Here is an 18,395-nt window from a genome sequence, read left to right as displayed (position 1 = left end):
TGAAAAGAGCGGTGAAGGAAAAGCTGCATCTCTTGCAGCTTTTCTTTTGCCAAGCTCTTTCTCATCAAAGTATCTCTGAAAAGGAGCGACAAATCGGTGGATTATATCATTGAAATGCTTAATATACGCAAGGAATTTCCCGGAATCGTCGCCAATGATGACGTCACGCTTCAAGTAAAAAAAGGCGAAATACACGCCCTTCTCGGTGAAAACGGCGCCGGAAAATCGACACTCATGAACGTTTTATTCGGCCTGTATCAGCCGGAAAAAGGCGAGATCCGGGTGCGTGGCGAACGCGTTCACATCAACAGTCCGAACAAAGCCAACGATCTCGGCATCGGGATGGTGCACCAGCATTTTATGCTTGTGGATACCTTCACCGTCTCAGAAAATATCATTCTCGGAAAAGAGCCGAAAACTTTCGGCCGAATTGACAGACAGCGCGCCGCCCGGGACGTGCGCGATATTTCCGACCGTTACGGCCTGCACATTGATCCCGAAGCCAAAGTTGCCGATATTTCCGTCGGTATGCAGCAGCGGGCGGAAATATTAAAGACCCTCTACCGGGGCGCCGACATTCTCATTTTTGACGAGCCGACCGCGGTGCTGACTCCGCACGAAATTCAAGAACTGATTCAGATTATGAAAAATCTTGTCAATGAAGGAAAATCAATTATCCTCATCACCCACAAATTAAAAGAGATTATGGAAGTCTGCGACCGTGTCACCATCATCCGGAAAGGAAAAGGCATTACAACACTTGATGTCGCACATACGGATCAAGATGAACTGGCAAGCCTTATGGTCGGACGCGAAGTGTCATTCAAGACGGATAAACAGCCGGCCGAACCGAAACAAGAAGTGCTTTCGCTTTCTGATGTAACGGTGAAAGACGCGCGCGGCGTTGAGGCGGTCAAACAGCTCTCCCTCTCTGTCAGAGCCGGTGAAATCGTCGGCATTGCGGGCGTTGACGGGAACGGCCAGTCTGAATTAATTGAAGCCATTACAGGTCTCAGAAAAACAAATGCCGGCACGATCATGTTAAACGGCAAACAGCTCCAAAACATGCCGCCCAGGAAAGTCACTGAAGCAGGAATCGGGCATATTCCGCAGGACAGGCATAAACACGGGCTCGTCCTTGATTTTCCGATCGGAGAAAATATCGTACTGCAAAGTTATTACCAAAAGCCCTACTCTTCTTTCGGCATATTAAATAAACACACGATTTATGACAAAGCGCGAAGCCTGATTGAAGAATACGATGTCAGAACACCTGATGAATATACGCCTGCGCGCGCTCTCTCCGGGGGGAATCAGCAAAAGGCCATTATCGGCCGGGAAGTGGACAGAAATCCCGACCTATTAATTGCCGCCCAGCCGACGCGGGGGCTCGATGTCGGCGCGATTGAATTCGTCCATAAAAAGCTCATTGAGCAGCGTGATGCCGGTAAAGCGGTGCTTCTGTTATCTTTTGAACTTGATGAAATAATGAATCTCAGCGATCGCATCGCCGTCATCTTTGAAGGCAGCATCATCGCAAACGTCAATCCGCTTGAAACAAACGAGCAGGAGCTCGGACTTTTAATGGCGGGTAGTAAGCAAATGGAGGCGGGGAAAACACATGATTAATCGACTTTCTCATCTGGCTGTGCCGCTGATTGCGATCATCCTTGGATTAGCTGCGGGTGCGGTCATCATGCTCGCCAGCGGCTACAATGTCGTAAGCGGGTATTCGGCTCTTTGGAGCGGCATTTTCGGTGAAGTGTATTACATCGGGGAATCGATCCGGCAGATTACGCCATATATTTTGTCCGGATTGGCCGTGGCATTCGCATTTCGGACCGGCCTGTTTAATATCGGGGTTGAAGGACAGCTCCTTGTCGGCTGGACCGCCGCGGTGTGGGTCGGCGCTTCCTTTGACGCCCCCGCTTACATCCACCTTCCGCTTTCGTTATTGGCGGCTGCGGCTGCGGGCGGCATTTGGGGCCTGATTCCCGGATTTTTAAAAGCCCGTTTTTTTGTCCACGAAGTGATTGTCACGATCATGATGAATTATATCGCTCTTCATTTAACCAATTATCTCATTTCCGATGTCATGACGGACCACCGGGACAAAACAGACAAAATTCATGAAAGCGCGTCGCTCCGCTCGCCGTTTTTAGAGCAGCTGACAGATTACTCCCGCCTTCACTGGGGCATTCTGATCGCTCTGTTTGCCGCAGTCCTCATGTGGTTTATCATTCATAAAACAAAAAGCGGATTTGAATTCCGGGCTGTCGGCTTTAACCAGCACGCCGCACAATACGCCGGAATGAGCGTCAGAAAAAATATGATGTACGCCATGATGATTTCCGGCACCTTCGCAGGGCTTGCCGGCGCGATGGAAGGACTCGGAACCTTTCAATATGCGGCGGTTAAGGGCGCCTTTACCGGCGTCGGCTTCGACGGCATTGCGGTTGCGCTTCTCGGCGGCAGCACGGCAATCGGCGTTGTTCTGGCGGCATGTCTTCTCGGCGGCCTTAAAGTCGGGGCATTAAATATGCCGATTGAATCCGGGGTGCCTTCTGAAGTCGTTGACATCGTCATCGCCATTATTATTTTGTTTGTGGCATCAAGCTACGCCATCCGTCTCATCCTTGATAAATTGAAGAAAAAGGGGGCGAAGTAAGTGGACTTCCTGCAGATTTTATCCATTATTGTCCCGGCAACACTCGTATATGCGGCTCCGCTTATTTTAACCGCTCTCGGCGGCGTGTTTTCTGAAAGATCGGGGGTTGTCAACATCGGTCTTGAAGGACTGATGATTATCGGCGCCTTTACAAGCGTCATGTTCAACTTATTTTTCGGACGCGAGCTTGGCGCCGCCGCTCCGTGGCTCGCCTTGGCTGCGGCTATGATTGCCGGCGGACTGTTCTCACTGATCCACGCGGCTGCCGCGGTTTCTTTCCGCGCCGATCAGACGGTAACCGGTGTGGCGATCAATATGCTCGCGTTAGGAGCAACACTGTTTATCGTCAAGCTGATCTACGGAAAAGCGCAGACTGATAAAATCCCGGAGCCCTTTTACAAAACGAACATTCCCGTGTTAAGCGATATTCCGGTTTTAGGAAAGATTTTCTTTTCTGACGTATATTATACGTCGATTTTAGCCATCGTACTGGCCTTTGTTTCCTGGTTTATTTTATTCAAAACGCCGTTCGGCCTCCGCATCCGTTCTGTCGGGGAACATCCGATGGCGGCCGATACGATGGGAATCAACGTGTTCGGCATGCGCTATATCGGCGTCATGATCAGCGGGCTGTTCGGCGGGCTCGGCGGCGGTGTGTATGCTTCCACGATCGCGCTTGATTTCACGCACTCCACCATTTCCGGGCAAGGCTTTATCGCTCTCGCCGCGCTTGTTTTCGGCAAATGGCATCCGATCGGCGCGCTCGGGGCTGCGCTGTTCTTCGGGTTTGCGCAGAGTTTGAGCATTATCGGCTCGCTTTTGCCCCTGTTCAAAGACATTCCGAATGTATACATGCTGATGGCTCCTTACATTCTGACCATTCTCGCGCTTGCCGGCTTCATCGGCCGAGCGGATGCGCCTAAAGCCAACGGCATCCCTTATATTAAAGGAAAACGCTGATTGTGACACAAAAAGAGTTCCGCACCCTGGTGCCGGAACTCTTTTCATCTATATACGATTCTGATATACTCACGCGGCTGAAACGGCGTTTGCATTGATTCAGCCGCACTCAGCTTGTCTTCTGCGTATTCCGCACCGAGAAAAAAACGCTCCCAATCATCTGCCTCCGTCTGCTGCAACGTTTTGCAGAAATCATCCGCTATGAATGTTCCTGCAATAATAGAACAAAATATTCCAATACAGGCCGCCGCCTTTCTCTTCATCTGACCAGCTCCTTTTGTAAAGCTTGATCTGAAAAAGAAATGTATATACAAAGATCCGGATATTTGATAAATTTATTTTGGGTTCAAAAGACCACAAAAACACAAAGAGGAATACATTATGCCGTAGCAGGGTAAAAAAAAGTGCGATATAATTTGTACTGGGTCCTATGACCGTGAATTGATTGATTCATTCTTACATAAAGCAGTTGCTTGATGAAAAAACAAGCAAAGGAGGTCTTCTGTTGCAGCTGTTACATTTCGCGATTTTGGCGCCTTTTTTATTTGCATTTATCGTTCCCTTTCTTTATAAACGGGTAAAACAAGTCCATACAGGCTGGTTTGTGCTGATAGTGCCCGTTGTGCTGTTTGTTTACTTTATCAGCAAGCTCCCTGTCACAATGGCTGGAGAAACCGTCCGGTATGCGGCCGAATGGATTCCGTCCCTCGGTATTAACTATACCGTTTATATTGACGGACTCGGGCTGTTATTCGCTTTACTGATTACGGGCATCGGCTCTTTGGTGACGCTTTACAGTATTTTTTACTTATCGAAGGACAAAGAAAAGCTCGGCCCCTTTTATGTGTACCTGCTGATGTTTATGGGCGCGATGCTCGGCGTTGTGCTCGTCGATAACGTCATCGTGCTTTATATGTTCTGGGAGCTGACAAGCCTGTCATCCTTCTTATTAATCGGGTATTGGCATAAGCGGAAGAAATCACGCTACGGGGCGGAAAAATCACTGCTGATTACCGTCGGCGGCGGGCTGTGCATGCTCGGCGGCTTTATCCTGCTGTATCTGATGACGGATTCTTTCAGTATCAGGGAAATGGTCAACCAGGTGCATATTATCGCAGGCCATCCGTTCTTTATTCCGGCGATGGTTCTCCTGTTATTGGGGGCCTTTACGAAATCAGCGCAGTTTCCGTTTTATATCTGGCTGCCTGATGCCATGGAGGCGCCGACTCCTGTCAGCGCCTATCTGCACTCGGCTACAATGGTGAAAGCGGGTATTTATCTGATTGCCAGATTCAGTCCGGTTTTTGCTTTTTCACCCGTCTGGTTTTGGACGGTTGCCTCAGTCGGTCTGATCACGATGGTATGGGCTTCCTTTAATGCGATTAAACAAACCGATTTAAAAGCGATTCTGGCATTTTCCACAGTCAGCCAGCTCGGTATGATTGTATCGATGTTCGGCGCAGGAGCCGCCGCGCTTCATTATCAGCATTCAGAGTATTTTACGGCGGCTGTCACCGCGGCTGTGTTTCACTTAATTAACCATGCTACTTTTAAAGGAAGTTTATTTATGGCGGTCGGCATTATCGACCATGAAACGGGAACGCGGGATATCCGCAGGCTCGGCGGCCTGATGGCGCTCATGCCGGTAACGTTTACCGTTTCACTGATCGGAACGTTTTCCATGGCAGGCCTCCCTCCGTTTAACGGCTTTTTAAGTAAAGAAATGTTCTTTACAAGTATGCTGCGGATTGCTCATGCAGATATTTTCAGCCTGGATACGTGGGGCGTGCTGTTCCCCGTTTTCGCATGGATCGGGAGCGTCTTCACTTTCATCTACAGCATGAAGCTGTTTTTCAGAACGTTCAGAGGCGCGCGCAAAACGGATCAGCTTGAAAAGACGCCGCATGAAGCTCCGCTCGGCATGCTGATTTCACCGGTGATTCTTGCCGCTTGCGCCGTCAGTCTGTTTTTTGCCCCGAACGTTTTGTCTTACAGCCTGATTGAACCGGCGATGAACTCCATTTATCCGGCTCTGTTAACCGGCGGAGATACATTCCATGTCCATATTTCCCAGTGGCACGGGGTGACGGCTGAGGTAATGATGACCCTCGGCATCATCATTGTCGGCACGATCGGTTACGTAACGCTGTCTAAATGGGAGCGTCTGTACGGTCTGTTTCCGAAAAAACTGACGCTGAACAAGCTTTACGATGCGGTGATGGGCAGTATGGAAAAAAAATCTTACCAGCTGACGTCATCTTATATGACCGGATTTTTGCGGGATTATCTGCTGTATATCTTTACGTCGTTTATCATTCTCATCGGAGCGGCGTTCGTCATGAAAGGCGGCTTTTCCATAACAGCGAAAGGCATGGCTGAGATCGGCTTGTATGAAATCGTGCTGTCCCTCGTTATGGTGAGCGCAACGATTGCGACTGTGTTCGCCAAATCACGGCTGACGGCCATTATCTCACTCGGTGTTGTCGGGTACACACTCGCGCTGTTTTTCGTGATTTTCAGAGCGCCCGATCTGGCGCTCACGCAGCTCGTCATTGAGACGATATCCGTCGCCTTGTTTCTTCTTTGTTTTTACCATCTGCCGAAAATGCGGCGGAAAAAGAAGACAAGAACATTCCGGATGACGAATTTTATCATTTCTCTCGGTGTCGGCGTCATCGTGACAATGCTCGGAATCGCGTCTTCCAGCGAAAAAACAAAAGACAGCATCTCCTCCTTTTTCACCGCTTACAGCCATAAGCTCGGGGGAGGAAACAATATCGTCAACGTCATCCTCGTTGATTTCAGGGGATTTGACACGATGTTTGAAATCACGGTGCTGTCGATCGCCGCACTCGGGATTTACGGCATGATCAGAACAAAAGTAAAAGAGGAGGGAGAAGAGCGTTGAGACAGCAAAAAACAAACGACATCATCCTTCAGACGGCAACGAAGCTTGTATCTTTTATCATTCTGCTTTTCTCTTTCTATTTATTCTTATCGGGGCATAACGCTCCCGGCGGAGGATTTGTCGGCGGACTGATTACGTCTTCGGCCATCGTGCTGCTGCTTTTGGCCTTTGATTTAAAAACCGTCAAATTGATTTTGCCCGTCAATTTTATTTATGTGGCGGGCGCGGGTCTGCTTATCGCGATTGCAACGGGTGCAGGTTCGTTCTTATTCGGAGCGCCCTTTCTCACCCATACATTCGGCCATTTTCATCTCCCGGTGCTCGGGAATACGGAGCTTGCGACGGCCACTTTGTTTGATTTAGGTGTGTATCTCGTTGTTGTCGGCGTGACGATGACCATTATTCAAACGATTGGAGAGGAAGAATAGTGGAAATCTTAATGTCTGTCATTGCCGGTATTTTGTTTATGGCGGCAACCTACCTGCTGCTTTCTAAAAGTCTGCTGCGCGTGATTATCGGCACCGCGCTTTTGAGCCACGGCGTCCATTTGCTGCTCCTGACCATGGGCGGACTGAAAAAAGGCGCTCCTCCCATACTGGGCGGAAAAAGCACATCGTTTGTCGATCCGCTGCCGCAGGCACTCATACTGACGGCGATCGTTATTTCGTTCGGCGTCACGTCCTTCCTGCTTGTGATGGCGTTTCGCGCCTATCAGGAACTGAAAACGGACGATATGGATCGAATGAGGGGAAATGATCAACATGAATAACTTTGTGATATTGCCTATTCTGGTGCCGCTGCTTGCCGCAGTGCTGCTGATTTTTATGAACAGGCACGTGATGCTGATGCGGATATTCAGCACTGCCGCTTCCTGTGTCTCCATCGTCATCAGCGCCGCTCTCGTTCAGACGGTTTTCACACACGGGATTCAGACGCTGACACTCGGCGGCTGGAAAGCGCCGTACGGCATTGTGCTCGCCGCGGATCAGCTCGCCGCACTGCTTGTTTTGACAACCGCCATAATCGGGCTGCTCGTCATCCTGTACTCCTTCCGCTCCATCGGAGAAAAAAGGGAGCGCGCTTTCTATTATTCAGGGGTGCAGTTTCTTCTGGCCGGCGTAAGCGGAGCGTTTTTGACGGGTGACCTGTTCAACATGTACGTCTTTTTTGAGCTTCTGCTTATCGCGTCCTACATGCTGATCGTGCTTGGCGGAACGAAAATTCAATTAAGAGAATCATTGAAGTATATCGTGTTTAACATTGTGTCATCCGCGTTTTTTGTCATCGGCGTCGGTTACTTATATGCGGTGACGGGCACGCTGAATATGGCTGATCTAAGCGTAAAAATAAGCGAATCGGGCCAGACCGGGCTGATAACCGTGATCGGCGTCCTTCTTCTCGTCGTTTTCGGTTTAAAGGGCGGGATATTCCCGCTGTATTTCTGGATGCCGGGCTCTTATTACGCCCCGCCGGCTGCAATTTCGGCTTTATTCGGGTCTCTTTTGACGAAAGTCGGCCTGTATGCCATTTTAAGAGTATTCACCCTGATCTTTATTCACGATACGGGCTTTACCCACCAATTGATGATGTGGCTTGCGATGCTGACGGTGCTATTCGGCGTAATCGGATCTATCGCCTTTTCGGATGTCATGAAAATCGTCATCTACAATATTATTACAGCCGTCGGCGTGATTTTGTTCGGCATTGCGATGAACACGCCGGCCTCCATTCAAGGAGCGGTTTATTACTTGATTCACGATATGCTGATTAAAGGAGCGCTGTTTATGCTTGCCGGCACGCTTATCGCATTGACAGGCACTGCCAGCCTGCATAAAATGGGCGGACTGATCACCCGTTATCCCGTTTTAGGATGGATGTTCTTTATTTCAGCCATATCTTTGGCCGGCATCCCGCCGTTCAGCGGATTTGTGGGCAAGCTGAAGATCGCGGAAGGCGGGTTCGATAAGGGGGAAACATTGTTTTCCGTATTGATTCTCTTATCAAGCCTGCTTGTGCTCTATTCTGTGCTGAAGGTTTTTACGACGGCTTTTTGGGGGGAAGAAAAAGAAATCCCCGGCGCAGGCGGACGGTCCGCAAAAGGACTTCTTTATCCGGCAGCCGCTTTTCTCCTTTTGTCGCTTCTGTTCGGGCTCGGAACCGAATGGGTTTCGCCGTATGTCAATCAGACGGCTGAGAATCTGCTGAATCCGGAAAAATACATTGAAGCTGTTTTGAAGGAGTAGATGGCATGGCTTTTCAACTATTATTAAATGTTCTTCTCGCTGTTTGCTGGATGTTTCTCACAAACAGCCTCAGCACGGCGGGTTTTATAACCGGATTTATCGCGGGCTTGGCGGCGCTGTTTTTTTTCCGGCGCTTCTTCTCGCGGCCGTTTTACATTTGGAAAATATGGTCGGTCATCAGACTGGCGCTGATCTTTATAAAGGAATTATATTTGGCCAATGTCAGCGTGCTGAAAACCGTTATATCGCCGAAACTGAACATCCGCCCGGGCATTTTCGCGTTTAAGACGGAATTGACGGAGGATTGGGAGATCACGCTGCTCTCGCTGTTAATCACTTTAACACCGGGTACGCTCGTGATGGATATTTCCGATGACCGGTCGATTCTTTATATACACGCCATGGACATTGAAGATGCGGAGAAAGCGATCCATGACATCCGCGTCTCTTTTGAGAAAGCCATTCAGGAGGTGAGCCGCTGATGTTTACGTTTATTCTGCAATTATCACTCGGCATTATGGCGGTTTCGACTCTTCTGTACGTCATTCGCGTCATGAAAGGGCCAACGATACCGGACCGGGTCGTCGCGCTTGATGGGATCGGCATTAATCTGATTGCCATGACCGCGCTTGTATCCATTCTCTTAAACACATCGGCCTTTTTGGACATCATTCTGCTGCTAGGCATTTTATCGTTTATCGGCACGATTGCCTTTGCTAAGTTTTTGGAGAAAGGAGAGATTATCGAAAATGATCGAAATCGTTAAATGGGCCGTCGCCGTTTGTATTCTGATGGGATCGCTGATCTGCCTGGTCGCGTCTTTCGGCACACTCAGACTTCCTGATGTGTATACGCGCGCCCACGCCTCTTCAAAAGGCTCGACACTCGGCGTTAATTTGGTATTGCTCGGGGTGTTAGGCTACTTGTGGATGCTGACCGGAGAAATTTCTGTAAAAATACTGCTCGGCATCATTTTTATCCTGCTGACGGCGCCGGTCGGAGCGCACCTCATATGCAGGGCCGCGTACAATTCGGGAGCGGCGCTTGATAAAAGAAGCGTTCAGGATGATTACAAAGGGATCAGAAACTTTGTGATCAAACGAAAAGAAGATTCATATTTGTAAAAACAAACAGCCGGACGATTCAGGGTTCCGGCTGTTTGTTTATTTTGTTATAACAGCCAGCGTGCAGCGGGAGACACAGATCAGCCTTTCTCGTTCATCGAAAATGTTAATCCCGTACACAATGGTTGCCCTGCCTGTGTGAACGGGTTCCGCTATCGCCGTGACCGTTCCGCCCTCTTTCACGGACTTTAAATGATTGGCATTAATCTCAAGCCCGACACACGCCTGTTTCGACCGGTCGATAAAATGCTGGGCCCCCACACTTGCAACAGTCTCCGCCAGCGCTGCTGACGCGCCCCCATGCAGATATCCGAAAGGCTGCACCGTCCTCTTATCCACCGGCATCACCGCCACGCATCTCTCCGGCGTGTTTTCAGTGATTTCAATACCGAGTGCGCCGAGCAATGTATTGTTCAGATTCATAGGTCATTCTCCCTTCAAGATTTATAGTACGTTATCTGACTTGGCGATCAGCACCGCTTCAGTACGGGAGCCGACATTCAGCTTATTAAAAATGGATGTCAGGCTGTATTCAATCGACCGCTTGCTTAAGTGAAGCGCATCTGCGATTTCCTGATTGGTCAAACCTTTTTCGACCTCTTGGAGAATATGGCGCTCTCTCGGGGTTAACCGATCCTGCTCACTTTGAGGGGAAGAAGACGTTTTTGTTTTTTGCTGGGTCATCAGCTGTTTGAAATAGGAGAAATCAACTAAAATCTGTCCGTTGAGCACGTGATATATGTATTGCATGATTTTCTCTTTAGATTCGGTTTTGCTGATGGCGCCATGCAGGCCCGCGCGGATGGATTCTTCAAAATAATCTTCAACCTCATAGCCTGTGTAGACAATGATTTTACAGAGAGGATTCTCTTTTAAGATTTTCTTGGAAAGCTCTATGCCGCTGATGTCATCACCCAGATTTAAATCCATTAATATGAGATCGTAAGCTGAAAAATCATGCCGGAGAACGAATTGTTCACTGGCATCAGGACTGAGGCAATCGACAGAAAGATTCGTGTCCGTTTCCAGAATCGTCTTGGTGCCCTCCATGACAGCCGGATGATCATCAATCACTAGTATCTTTTTCATGGTTTCCTCCCTTTTACTCACTCATTTCCATTTTATTAAAAAGACTTGGCTTCTGCCAAGTCGATTTGGTGATAAATTGGTTACAATTCCATTTCAATATCCGCTTTAAAACCGTTTCCTTCACTTGTGTCGATTTTCATCCGTCCGTCAAGCGCACGGACGCGTTCCTTAATACCCGAAAGACCCATGCTCATCGACTGTCCGCCGCCTTCTTCCTGATTGCAGCCGACACCGTCGTCTTCATAATGCAGAATCACTTTATTTTGAATGCTGATCAGCATAATCAGCACCTCATTCGCCTGTGAATGCTTCATGGCGTTCGAAAGAAATTCCTGAATAATGCGGTACAAATTCAGCTGCGTATCCAAATCCAGCGCCGCCGTAAACCGGCCTGTATTCAGACGGATATGAAACGGCGCACGCTCCTGCTGCTGTGCGGCAAGCTTGGATACCGCCTTGACCAGACCCAAATCATACAGCAGCTGAGGACGAAGCTCATGGCACGTCTCCCGGGTCATCAAAATAACATCCGACATCTGCTCATTCATCTGATGAAGCTTGTCCTGCACCTCTAACTGGCAAGGCTCTTCTCTTTTAAAATCAGCCAGAAACAGCTCACACTGACGCTTCAAAGAAATCAAATCCTGCAGCACCGAATCATGCAGATCCCGGGCCAAATCCGACCGCTGCTTTTCCTCGATCGTAAACATCAGCTTTTTGAGCCAGACCGGGTTTGAGCCTTGTTGTTTCAGGTCTTGTAAATGGTTCATGAGTTCTTCGATCTGCAATATGTTTTCCATCGAAACACTTGTATAAAAAGACAATGTCTTTAACCAAGATATCTCATCTCTTGTCAGTCTCGGAGTATTAATGCTCGACAAACAAAGCAGAACGTATGAGTTTGCCCCTCTTTCTCCAATCTTCATCAGAAAACCTTGATTTACTTCAAAAATCTTGCCAATCTCTGATGTGACTTTATCAAATTCTTTTTTATACGGCTGCCAGTTCGGTTCACTGTTCTGTTTATCAAAATACAGAATGTCTCCGTCAGAATTGATTTCAAATATATAAGCTTTACTAACAGGCAAGACGTCCAAAATAGTCTTTTTCAAATTCATAAACACTTGATTTAAAGCTGATACGCTTTTAAGAAGCTGTGTATATTTATAAATGCTGTCTTGATAATTATATTTTTCTGAAAAACGTTTCAGGCGAAATTTGTAGTCTAATAACTCCTTAATATAAAATACCGCTAAAAAAATCAAAAATACATATACAGTGATTTGAATAATGTTAAAGTTATTCCCCTTGCTGTCGAATAATATATTCAGCCATACAACTCCAATAGTCGGAATAATGGAAAGGAAACCATAGTACCTGATTCTGCCCAACAAGAAGTCTATATCGTAGATTTTATTGACCACGAATTGATAGACTAAAGCTAATGGAATAATTATTAAAAATGGTGCCGTAACTATAGCAGAATAAATATACTGTCCGAACAACACCTCAGGTATAATATAAAATACTGTAAACGGAAAAAAGGCTATGGTATTAGATATAAGTAACACTTTCAGCAAATAAAAGTGATCCTTTTTTCGGTAGACTAGTCCATAAAAAATAATGGATGTATAGACGACCATCATTTCCAAAAAAAATGTTACTAAATTAATATTCGTAACAAGTTGGAAGGCAAAATGCTTCTGGAATATCTCGATTATTATATTAATAACCGGCAATATATAGAGAGTAGACACAACATAACCAGCTGAAAATTTCAATTTTAATTCTTTAAAGTATTGATACAAAAAGTGAAAGTATAATACAGGTACGTTCAAAAATGTAAAAAGGTTAATATATCTGTTTATTTCATATCCTCTAGTTACTCCACCTGCGCTTAAATATGCAATGGATGTACACAATAAAAAAATAATCAAAATATAGGCTGAATAAGTATCTTTTACTCTGTTAACTTTATAAATATAAAAAATGCATAACATGCTTAAAGCAAATAATATGCATGGGATAATATAGATAAAAAAACTATAAGAGCTATTTAAGGAAATAAACTCAGTATTATGTAAGTCTATTTTACTATTACCCCTTATTATTTTCATATGTTCAGCTTTCGCTAGATATTGACCTCTTATATTCTCTTCTGTCGGTGTTTTTCCGCTTATTTCAATTATCCTGTCTCCCTCTTTTAAGCCCATATATTTACCATACGTAGACTTGGAGAGTTTTACAACCTGCAATTCATGGTTATTGTTTTCAACCACATAGGTTCCTACCAAAATTCCGTTTTGAGTAAAATATATAATATGAGCGACGTAAAAGAGACTGACGAATAACAATACAATCGAAAAATTTCTAATGAATTTTTTCAATAGATCTCACTCTCTCAATCATTGTTCCCAAAAAATTCCCCTGCATTTTTTTGATTGACTTAAGTCTCTTTCAAAAATCTCAACAATGGCAGGTAACAGTTTATCCGGAACTCCTATTAAACTAGCTTCCCCACACGCTAACTTTGTAAGTACAAGTGGATTTTCCATAAGATAATGTACGATATCTTGCTTCACTGTAATTTCCTCCATTAAAGTTCTAACATTATATTTAAATCTTTTATACTTGTCGTAATTTCTTCCTCGTACATTTTAATTAACATTGAAACATACTGGCTAACTCCTGCATCAAATAGCAGGTCTTCAAGGCTTTTTTTATTATCAATGAGGAATGAATGGTAACTTGCTTCTGCATTCATTAAATCCAAGATTTTTTCTGAAGCAGCATTAAATCTTCGCTTTAGATACAACAGAATTAATGTTTTTCTTCCCTTTCTGATATCACTACGATTTTTATTAAAAAGACCATAATAATCATTTTCAATCTGTTTAACAATTCCAATTTTATAAGAATAATTCTCAATTTCTTCGTTAAACTCCCCATTTGCAAGCATTGTTCCTAATACAGCTGACATTGCAGTAAGCGAGCCTGATTTTTGTTTAATCATTTGAAGACATTCGTCTTCAGTTTCGGGGAAATTTTCGAGGTCATTATGCTGACCTTGCATTGCATTTAAAGCATATTTCATAGCAAGCCGGGGAAAATCGGAGTTCGTTTTAAGCTCACAAATCACTTGAAGACTTATTGAATAAAGAGAAGTGGCTGCATTTAAAGAGATAGATTGATCTATCTTCATCCATTCCTTATCCAAGTTATCTTCATCCTCTATATCGTCAAAAATATCAAAAGCTAAAATTAACAATTCAATTCCTGAAGCTAATAACGTAATATCCGAATAATGCTCACCATCGAAAGCCACATAATGCTTAAATGCAAGAACACCAAAAGCAAAATGATTTTTTTCATTTATAAAAGTCTGAAGGGTGTCTTTTAAATGTGGATTATTTATTTTCTCCTCCACAATTTCCTTCATCTTCTCTTTAATCGTTTCGGCATCTAAACACATTTGCTCAATAATTGTCTTCACCCTCCCATTCTATTTTACTAAATGCAGGTGATGAAAGACAGCAGGTTTTTCGTTTTTTAACAATCGTATAATACTTTATCCATGAAATGGATAAAAAATGCACAAAAAAAAGACTTGTTTCCAAGTCTTTTTAAGAAATTTTCATTGCATATGAGAATTTATCGAGCTGATCAATGCTTTTGTTAATGTTTCGTAATGAGTCGGTTGTTTCTCTGATATCATTTTCAAGTCGGAATAATAATTGCTTTACTTCTTCTAATTTGTTTTCCACCGTTTCCACACTCCTTTTTTTGAAAGATCAATGAATTGTGTATGGTGAACGAGTCCTAGGTATTTGATCTGTTACTAATAGTGTAAACGTTTTTGCGGGATTTTTCACCGAAAAGTATGTGTAAAAGTATCTGCGTGACACCGCAAACTATGGTAATCCCATAGTCCCGAACAGGGCATTTAGCGAACAGGACTATATAACTACCATAAAGGCAGACGTTTAGGATAAAGCAGACCAATCTGGCGGTTCTGCTGTTTTTTCAACGGTTTTCCGACAAACCGGCAGGGACTATAGTCCCTGCCGTCACAATTTCAAAACAGAATGGGCGAACAGCGTCGCATAACCACCGACAAACACCGAAAAGACCGCAACCCCGCATTGTGGTCTTTTTGCATGTCATAACTCGTTATCACGCCGCCTATACTCATGTATAACGAATGTTTTCTCAGGAAGGAGGCCGCCGTATGCATTATGTGTATCCATGCTGCCCTGTTTTCGCCGCGCCATACCGGCATCCAGCGCCCAGTGCCCCGGTTCACGCAGATATTTTGACAGCGTCCGCAAAAGAAGCTGCGGGCATGCTGGAGGATGCGCGCCTGCTCCTTGCGCGGCTGTCGGCGTCAAAAGAGCTTGCGCGCAGCATCCTCACCGCAGCGCAATCATCTGACACCGCAGCGGTCAAGCGGCTCATTAAGCAGACCGGCATCAAAAATGACTTTGACGTGACGTATAATCCCGACGGCATCCGTGTCAGTCTGATCAGAGAGCAAAGCCGGTTTATCATCGCCCTCAGGTGGTCGGCTTAAAGCGGCTCAATCGATCAGCTGCCGGCACCATTCGATCGCCTGTAAGTAACATTCATACGCTTCTTCTTTGTTCAGTTCTTTTCCCCACTCGTCACAGTCCCAGTTGTTGCATTCAATGGCTTTGACGAGCGCGAGCATCTTATAATAATCGTTTTCATAACCGAGCAGCGCCTGTCCGACTTCATCGATTAAAGGCAGTTCTTTGATGATATCCTCCAGTTCCCTGTGGAGAAGCGTATCGATGAGCGAAAACATGCCGATCAGCATGTAAGAAGAGGGCTGGGGCCTTCCGGTTCTTTTCGCCAGCAGTTCGCACAGTTTGGCCCTGATTAAGGAAATCTTAATGATTTCTTTTTGGCTTGAGTGGCTTTTCGCCGTTAAATCTCTGAATGAAAGAATGTAAATCAAGCGCTTAATCTCATTCAGCCCGAGCATCATGATGGCCTGCTGGATGCTGTCTATCTTTTTTTTCAGCCTTGTTTGCGATCCATTTAAAAAACGCAGAATCTGATACGATAAGCTGACGTCCCGCTCTATGTATTCCGTCACGCGCTGTATATTAGGCTGGTCATTGTTTAATTCGCTTAAAAGCTGGTAGTAAGAATGAAAATGAAACGTCAGATCATTTCCGCTGATGACACGCGGTTCACTGAAAAAATATCCTTGAAACAGGTGAAAGCCGTCTATGGCCGCCTGTTTATAATCTTTTCTCGTCTCCACTTTCTCCGCTAAATAAATCAGACTTTTACAGCTGTACGTCTGAATGATTTTTTTGCGCTCCAGACGCGAGGATTGCAAAAAGTCGATTTTTAAAATATCAATATATTTCATCAGCTGTTCCACTAACTCTTCATTTTCCGGATTGATGGCGTAAAAATCATCAAGTGCTAATGTATATCCTAATTTCTTCAGCTGTCTGCATCTTGAGATGAGCGCCGGAGTGATCGGTATGTCCTCAAGAATTTCGATAATAAGCTGGTCAGGATCAAAGGAGGTAGGGAGATCTGAAAACATCAGGCTTTCTGTAAAATTCACAAAGCAGCGTTTCCCCTCAGTCAGCTTTTCGATTCCGATGTTGATAAAGCTGTTAATAATGAGATCCGTCGTAGCTTTATCTCCGTCCGCGGCCGAATAGCGGTTCTCTTCGCTCTCCCGGTAAAGAAGTTCATAAGCAACAACCTGTTCGTTTCTGTTGAAGATAGGCTGTCTCGCAACAAACACCTTCATTCATTTACCCCCTTAGATGCGGCCTTCGAACATAAGTATATCAAATAACTTGACGAAATTTGTCTAAATGTGAAAAATATTATCACAACAAAAAGGCCTTTCCAGAGAAAGGAAAGGCCGCTTTGTCTTCTATTCAAGTTCCCGTTTCAGCTTGCTTTTGATTTCATGAATCCGCTGCATCTTGTTGCTCCAGCAGTCTTCGCTTAAATCGACCGGATATTCTTCCGGCTTGCTGATCCGTTTGTATTCCTCCCACAGAAGTTTGAGGTTATCCTGCACGTATTGCTGGATGTCGGTAATTTCGGGATTATCATAGCATAAAACGCCGTTTTCAAAGATCGGCTCATGCAAGTCTTTCGCATAGAAATCAGTGACGAATTTGCTGACGAACGTGTGGACGGGATGGAACATTTTTAAGCGTTTCTGATCATTTACCCGCTCGTCATAAAGCGCGATATAATCACCTTCCGAGTGGTGATTCAGCTTGTTGATAATCCGGTATACTCTCTTTCTTCCCGGCGTTGTCACTTTTTCAGGGTTTGACGAAATTTTAATGGTGTCGGTCAGTTTGCCGTCCTCTTCAATGGCGACAAGTTTGTAAACCGCGCCGAGAGCCGGCTGATCGTATGCGGTAATCAGCTTCGTGCCGATGCCCCACGTATCGATTTTCGCTCCTTGGGATTTCAGGTTTAATATCGTGTGCTCATCAAGATCGCTTGAAGCAATGACCTTTGCGTCTGTGAAACCCGCTTCATCAAGCATTTCACGCGCTTTTTTTGACAGGTACGCCAAGTCCCCGCTGTCCAGGCGGATGCCGATGAAGTTGATCCGGTCGCCGAATTCCTTTGCGACTTTAATCGCATTCGGCATGCCCGAACGGATCGTATCGTACGTATCTACGAGAAATACGCAGTCTTTGTGGGTCTCCGCATATTTCTTAAATGCCGTATATTCATCGCGGTACGCTTGTACGAGCGCATGAGCGTGCGTGCCGGATACCGGTATATTAAAACGCTTTCCGGCTCTTACATTACTCGTCGCGCTGAAGCCGCCGATCAAAGCCGCTCTCGCTCCCCACATGGCCGCATCCATTTCATGGGCGCGCCGCGTTCCGAATTCGAGGGCGTCTTCGTCACCGACAACGCCTTTAATGCGGGCCGCTTTCGTGGCGATTAATGTTTGGTAATTCACAATGTTAAGCAGAGCCGTCTCAATCAGCTGCGCTTCAATCAGGGGCGCTTCGACCCGCATAATCGGTTCGTTGTTAAAAACGAGCTCGCCTTCTTTCATGCTGTAAAGAGATCCGGTAAAAGAAAGATCCCGTAAATAATCAATGAAATCATCAGCATAGTGCAATTCCGTTTTTAAATAATTCAGATCGCTGTCGGTAAATTTGAAGTTCTCCAAGTATTCGATTGCTTTTTCTAAGCCCGCAAATACCGCATAGCCGTTTTCAAAGGGAAGCTTTCTGAAAAAAAGCTCAAAAATCGCTTTTTTCTCATGAATGCCGTCTCTCCAGTACGTTTCGGCCATATTAATTTGATAAAGATCTGTATGTAAAGACAAACTGTCGTCTTTAAAACCATGCTCCACCAAAATTGTTTTC

The 18,395-nt window shown here is 45.5% G+C and carries 20 protein-coding genes; 11 read left to right on the top strand and 9 right to left on the bottom strand.

The window, feature by feature from the left end:
- Positions 1-96: 96 nt before the first annotated feature.
- From G9F48_RS09700 to nupQ, 3 genes are read left to right on the top strand one after another with little or no spacing between them, the layout of a single operon-like run.
- Positions 97-1,629, top strand: a complete 1,533-nt coding sequence (locus G9F48_RS09700; RefSeq protein ID WP_015387787.1) for an ABC transporter ATP-binding protein — start codon at positions 97-99, stop codon at positions 1,627-1,629.
- Positions 1,622-2,668 carry an ABC transporter permease gene (locus tag G9F48_RS09695; RefSeq protein WP_165409408.1) on the top strand — a complete coding sequence of 349 codons (1,047 nt, stop codon included), beginning with the start codon at positions 1,622-1,624 and terminating at the stop codon, positions 2,666-2,668. Before G9F48_RS09700 ends, G9F48_RS09695 begins: the two co-directional genes overlap by 8 nt.
- Complete coding sequence (nupQ, locus tag G9F48_RS09690) at positions 2,669-3,628, top strand: guanosine ABC transporter permease NupQ (protein ID WP_077722763.1); 960 nt, start codon at positions 2,669-2,671, stop codon at positions 3,626-3,628.
- 44 nt (positions 3,629-3,672) lie between these two features.
- Here nupQ and G9F48_RS09685 read toward each other — a convergent pair whose 3' ends face one another.
- Complete coding sequence (locus G9F48_RS09685) at positions 3,673-3,891, bottom strand: hypothetical protein (RefSeq protein WP_146275399.1); 219 nt, start codon at positions 3,889-3,891, stop codon at positions 3,673-3,675.
- A gap of 242 nt (positions 3,892-4,133) precedes the next feature.
- On the opposite strand from G9F48_RS09685, the gene G9F48_RS09680 reads away from it, so the two are divergent.
- From G9F48_RS09680 to mnhG, 7 genes are read left to right on the top strand one after another with little or no spacing between them, the layout of a single operon-like run.
- Complete coding sequence (locus G9F48_RS09680; RefSeq protein WP_165409407.1) at positions 4,134-6,536, top strand: Na+/H+ antiporter subunit A; 2,403 nt, start codon at positions 4,134-4,136, stop codon at positions 6,534-6,536.
- On the top strand, positions 6,533-6,964 hold the full coding sequence (locus tag G9F48_RS09675; RefSeq protein WP_165409406.1) for a Na(+)/H(+) antiporter subunit B: 432 nt from the start codon (positions 6,533-6,535) through the stop codon (positions 6,962-6,964). The genes G9F48_RS09680 and G9F48_RS09675 overlap by 4 nt, the downstream gene beginning before the upstream one ends.
- Positions 6,964-7,305, top strand: coding sequence for a Na(+)/H(+) antiporter subunit C (locus tag G9F48_RS09670; protein WP_003152063.1), 342 nt, complete (start codon positions 6,964-6,966; stop codon positions 7,303-7,305). The genes G9F48_RS09675 and G9F48_RS09670 overlap by 1 nt, the downstream gene beginning before the upstream one ends.
- On the top strand, positions 7,298-8,779 hold the full coding sequence (locus tag G9F48_RS09665; RefSeq protein ID WP_045208748.1) for a Na+/H+ antiporter subunit D: 1,482 nt from the start codon (positions 7,298-7,300) through the stop codon (positions 8,777-8,779). Before G9F48_RS09670 ends, G9F48_RS09665 begins: the two co-directional genes overlap by 8 nt.
- A 5-nt stretch (positions 8,780-8,784) precedes the next feature.
- Positions 8,785-9,261: a Na+/H+ antiporter subunit E gene (locus tag G9F48_RS09660; protein ID WP_077722767.1), complete on the top strand. Its 477-nt coding sequence runs from the start codon at positions 8,785-8,787 to the stop codon at positions 9,259-9,261.
- Positions 9,261-9,545, top strand: coding sequence for a Na(+)/H(+) antiporter subunit F1 (locus G9F48_RS09655; RefSeq protein ID WP_003152057.1), 285 nt, complete (start codon positions 9,261-9,263; stop codon positions 9,543-9,545). Before G9F48_RS09660 ends, G9F48_RS09655 begins: the two co-directional genes overlap by 1 nt.
- On the top strand, positions 9,529-9,903 hold the full coding sequence (gene mnhG, locus G9F48_RS09650; RefSeq protein WP_003152056.1) for a monovalent cation/H(+) antiporter subunit G: 375 nt from the start codon (positions 9,529-9,531) through the stop codon (positions 9,901-9,903). Before G9F48_RS09655 ends, mnhG begins: the two co-directional genes overlap by 17 nt.
- Before the next feature lie 39 nt (positions 9,904-9,942).
- Here mnhG and G9F48_RS09645 read toward each other — a convergent pair whose 3' ends face one another.
- The 6 genes from G9F48_RS09645 to degQ form a co-directional block, all read right to left on the bottom strand.
- Positions 9,943-10,326, bottom strand: a complete 384-nt coding sequence (locus tag G9F48_RS09645) for a hotdog fold thioesterase (RefSeq protein WP_007613430.1) — start codon at positions 10,324-10,326, stop codon at positions 9,943-9,945.
- A 21-nt stretch (positions 10,327-10,347) separates the two neighbouring features.
- Positions 10,348-10,992, bottom strand: coding sequence for a response regulator transcription factor (locus G9F48_RS09640; protein ID WP_003152052.1), 645 nt, complete (start codon positions 10,990-10,992; stop codon positions 10,348-10,350).
- Between the two features lie 80 nt (positions 10,993-11,072).
- Positions 11,073-13,379 carry a sensor histidine kinase gene (locus tag G9F48_RS09635; RefSeq protein WP_165409405.1) on the bottom strand — a complete coding sequence of 769 codons (2,307 nt, stop codon included), beginning with the start codon at positions 13,377-13,379 and terminating at the stop codon, positions 11,073-11,075.
- 18 nt (positions 13,380-13,397) lie between these two features.
- Positions 13,398-13,574 carry a competence pheromone ComX gene (gene comX / locus G9F48_RS09630; protein ID WP_044052947.1) on the bottom strand — a complete coding sequence of 59 codons (177 nt, stop codon included), beginning with the start codon at positions 13,572-13,574 and terminating at the stop codon, positions 13,398-13,400.
- A gap of 14 nt (positions 13,575-13,588) precedes the next feature.
- Positions 13,589-14,464: a polyprenyl synthetase family protein gene (locus G9F48_RS09625; RefSeq protein ID WP_026092320.1), complete on the bottom strand. Its 876-nt coding sequence runs from the start codon at positions 14,462-14,464 to the stop codon at positions 13,589-13,591.
- Positions 14,465-14,615: 151 nt separating this feature from the next.
- Entirely contained in the window at positions 14,616-14,756 is a 141-nt protein-coding gene (gene degQ / locus G9F48_RS09620; RefSeq protein WP_003152043.1) for a degradation enzyme regulation protein DegQ, read from the bottom strand.
- Positions 14,757-15,220: 464 nt separating this feature from the next.
- Here degQ and G9F48_RS09615 point away from each other — a divergent pair, with 464 nt between their 5' ends.
- On the top strand, positions 15,221-15,562 hold the full coding sequence (locus tag G9F48_RS09615) for a hypothetical protein (protein ID WP_014305721.1): 342 nt from the start codon (positions 15,221-15,223) through the stop codon (positions 15,560-15,562).
- 6 nt (positions 15,563-15,568) lie between these two features.
- Here the strand turns inward: G9F48_RS09615 and G9F48_RS09610 are convergent, their stop codons facing one another.
- Both G9F48_RS09610 and G9F48_RS09605 read right to left on the bottom strand, forming a co-directional pair.
- Positions 15,569-16,789: an EAL and HDOD domain-containing protein gene (locus G9F48_RS09610; protein WP_003152038.1), complete on the bottom strand. Its 1,221-nt coding sequence runs from the start codon at positions 16,787-16,789 to the stop codon at positions 15,569-15,571.
- A gap of 129 nt (positions 16,790-16,918) precedes the next feature.
- Complete coding sequence (locus G9F48_RS09605; RefSeq protein WP_014305722.1) at positions 16,919-18,385, bottom strand: nicotinate phosphoribosyltransferase; 1,467 nt, start codon at positions 18,383-18,385, stop codon at positions 16,919-16,921.
- Positions 18,386-18,395: the final 10 nt, after the last annotated feature.

Origin of the sequence: Bacillus sp. EKM420B (assembly GCF_011065565.1) — a bacterium.
Classification (GTDB): domain Bacteria; phylum Bacillota; class Bacilli; order Bacillales; family Bacillaceae; genus Bacillus; species Bacillus velezensis.
This window is presented reverse-complemented; position numbering and strand designations above follow the sequence as displayed.

What these genes read in the sequence shown, in the direction of transcription:
- G9F48_RS09695 (WP_165409408.1), top strand. Translation starts at nt 1,622, where the DNA reads ATGATTAATCGACTTTCTCATCTGGCTGTGCCGCTGATTGCGATCATC.
- G9F48_RS09685 (WP_146275399.1), bottom strand. Translation starts at nt 3,891, where the DNA reads ATGAAGAGAAAGGCGGCGGCCTGTATTGGAATATTTTGTTCTATTATT.
- G9F48_RS09665 (WP_045208748.1), top strand. Translation starts at nt 7,298, where the DNA reads ATGAATAACTTTGTGATATTGCCTATTCTGGTGCCGCTGCTTGCCGCA.
- G9F48_RS09660 (WP_077722767.1), top strand. Translation starts at nt 8,785, where the DNA reads ATGGCTTTTCAACTATTATTAAATGTTCTTCTCGCTGTTTGCTGGATG.
- G9F48_RS09655 (WP_003152057.1), top strand. Translation starts at nt 9,261, where the DNA reads ATGTTTACGTTTATTCTGCAATTATCACTCGGCATTATGGCGGTTTCG.
- mnhG (WP_003152056.1), top strand. Translation starts at nt 9,529, where the DNA reads ATGATCGAAATCGTTAAATGGGCCGTCGCCGTTTGTATTCTGATGGGA.
- G9F48_RS09645 (WP_007613430.1), bottom strand. Translation starts at nt 10,326, where the DNA reads ATGAATCTGAACAATACATTGCTCGGCGCACTCGGTATTGAAATCACT.
- G9F48_RS09640 (WP_003152052.1), bottom strand. Translation starts at nt 10,992, where the DNA reads ATGAAAAAGATACTAGTGATTGATGATCATCCGGCTGTCATGGAGGGC.
- G9F48_RS09625 (WP_026092320.1), bottom strand. Translation starts at nt 14,464, where the DNA reads ATGTGTTTAGATGCCGAAACGATTAAAGAGAAGATGAAGGAAATTGTG.
- G9F48_RS09615 (WP_014305721.1), top strand. Translation starts at nt 15,221, where the DNA reads ATGCATTATGTGTATCCATGCTGCCCTGTTTTCGCCGCGCCATACCGG.
- G9F48_RS09610 (WP_003152038.1), bottom strand. Translation starts at nt 16,789, where the DNA reads ATGAAGGTGTTTGTTGCGAGACAGCCTATCTTCAACAGAAACGAACAG.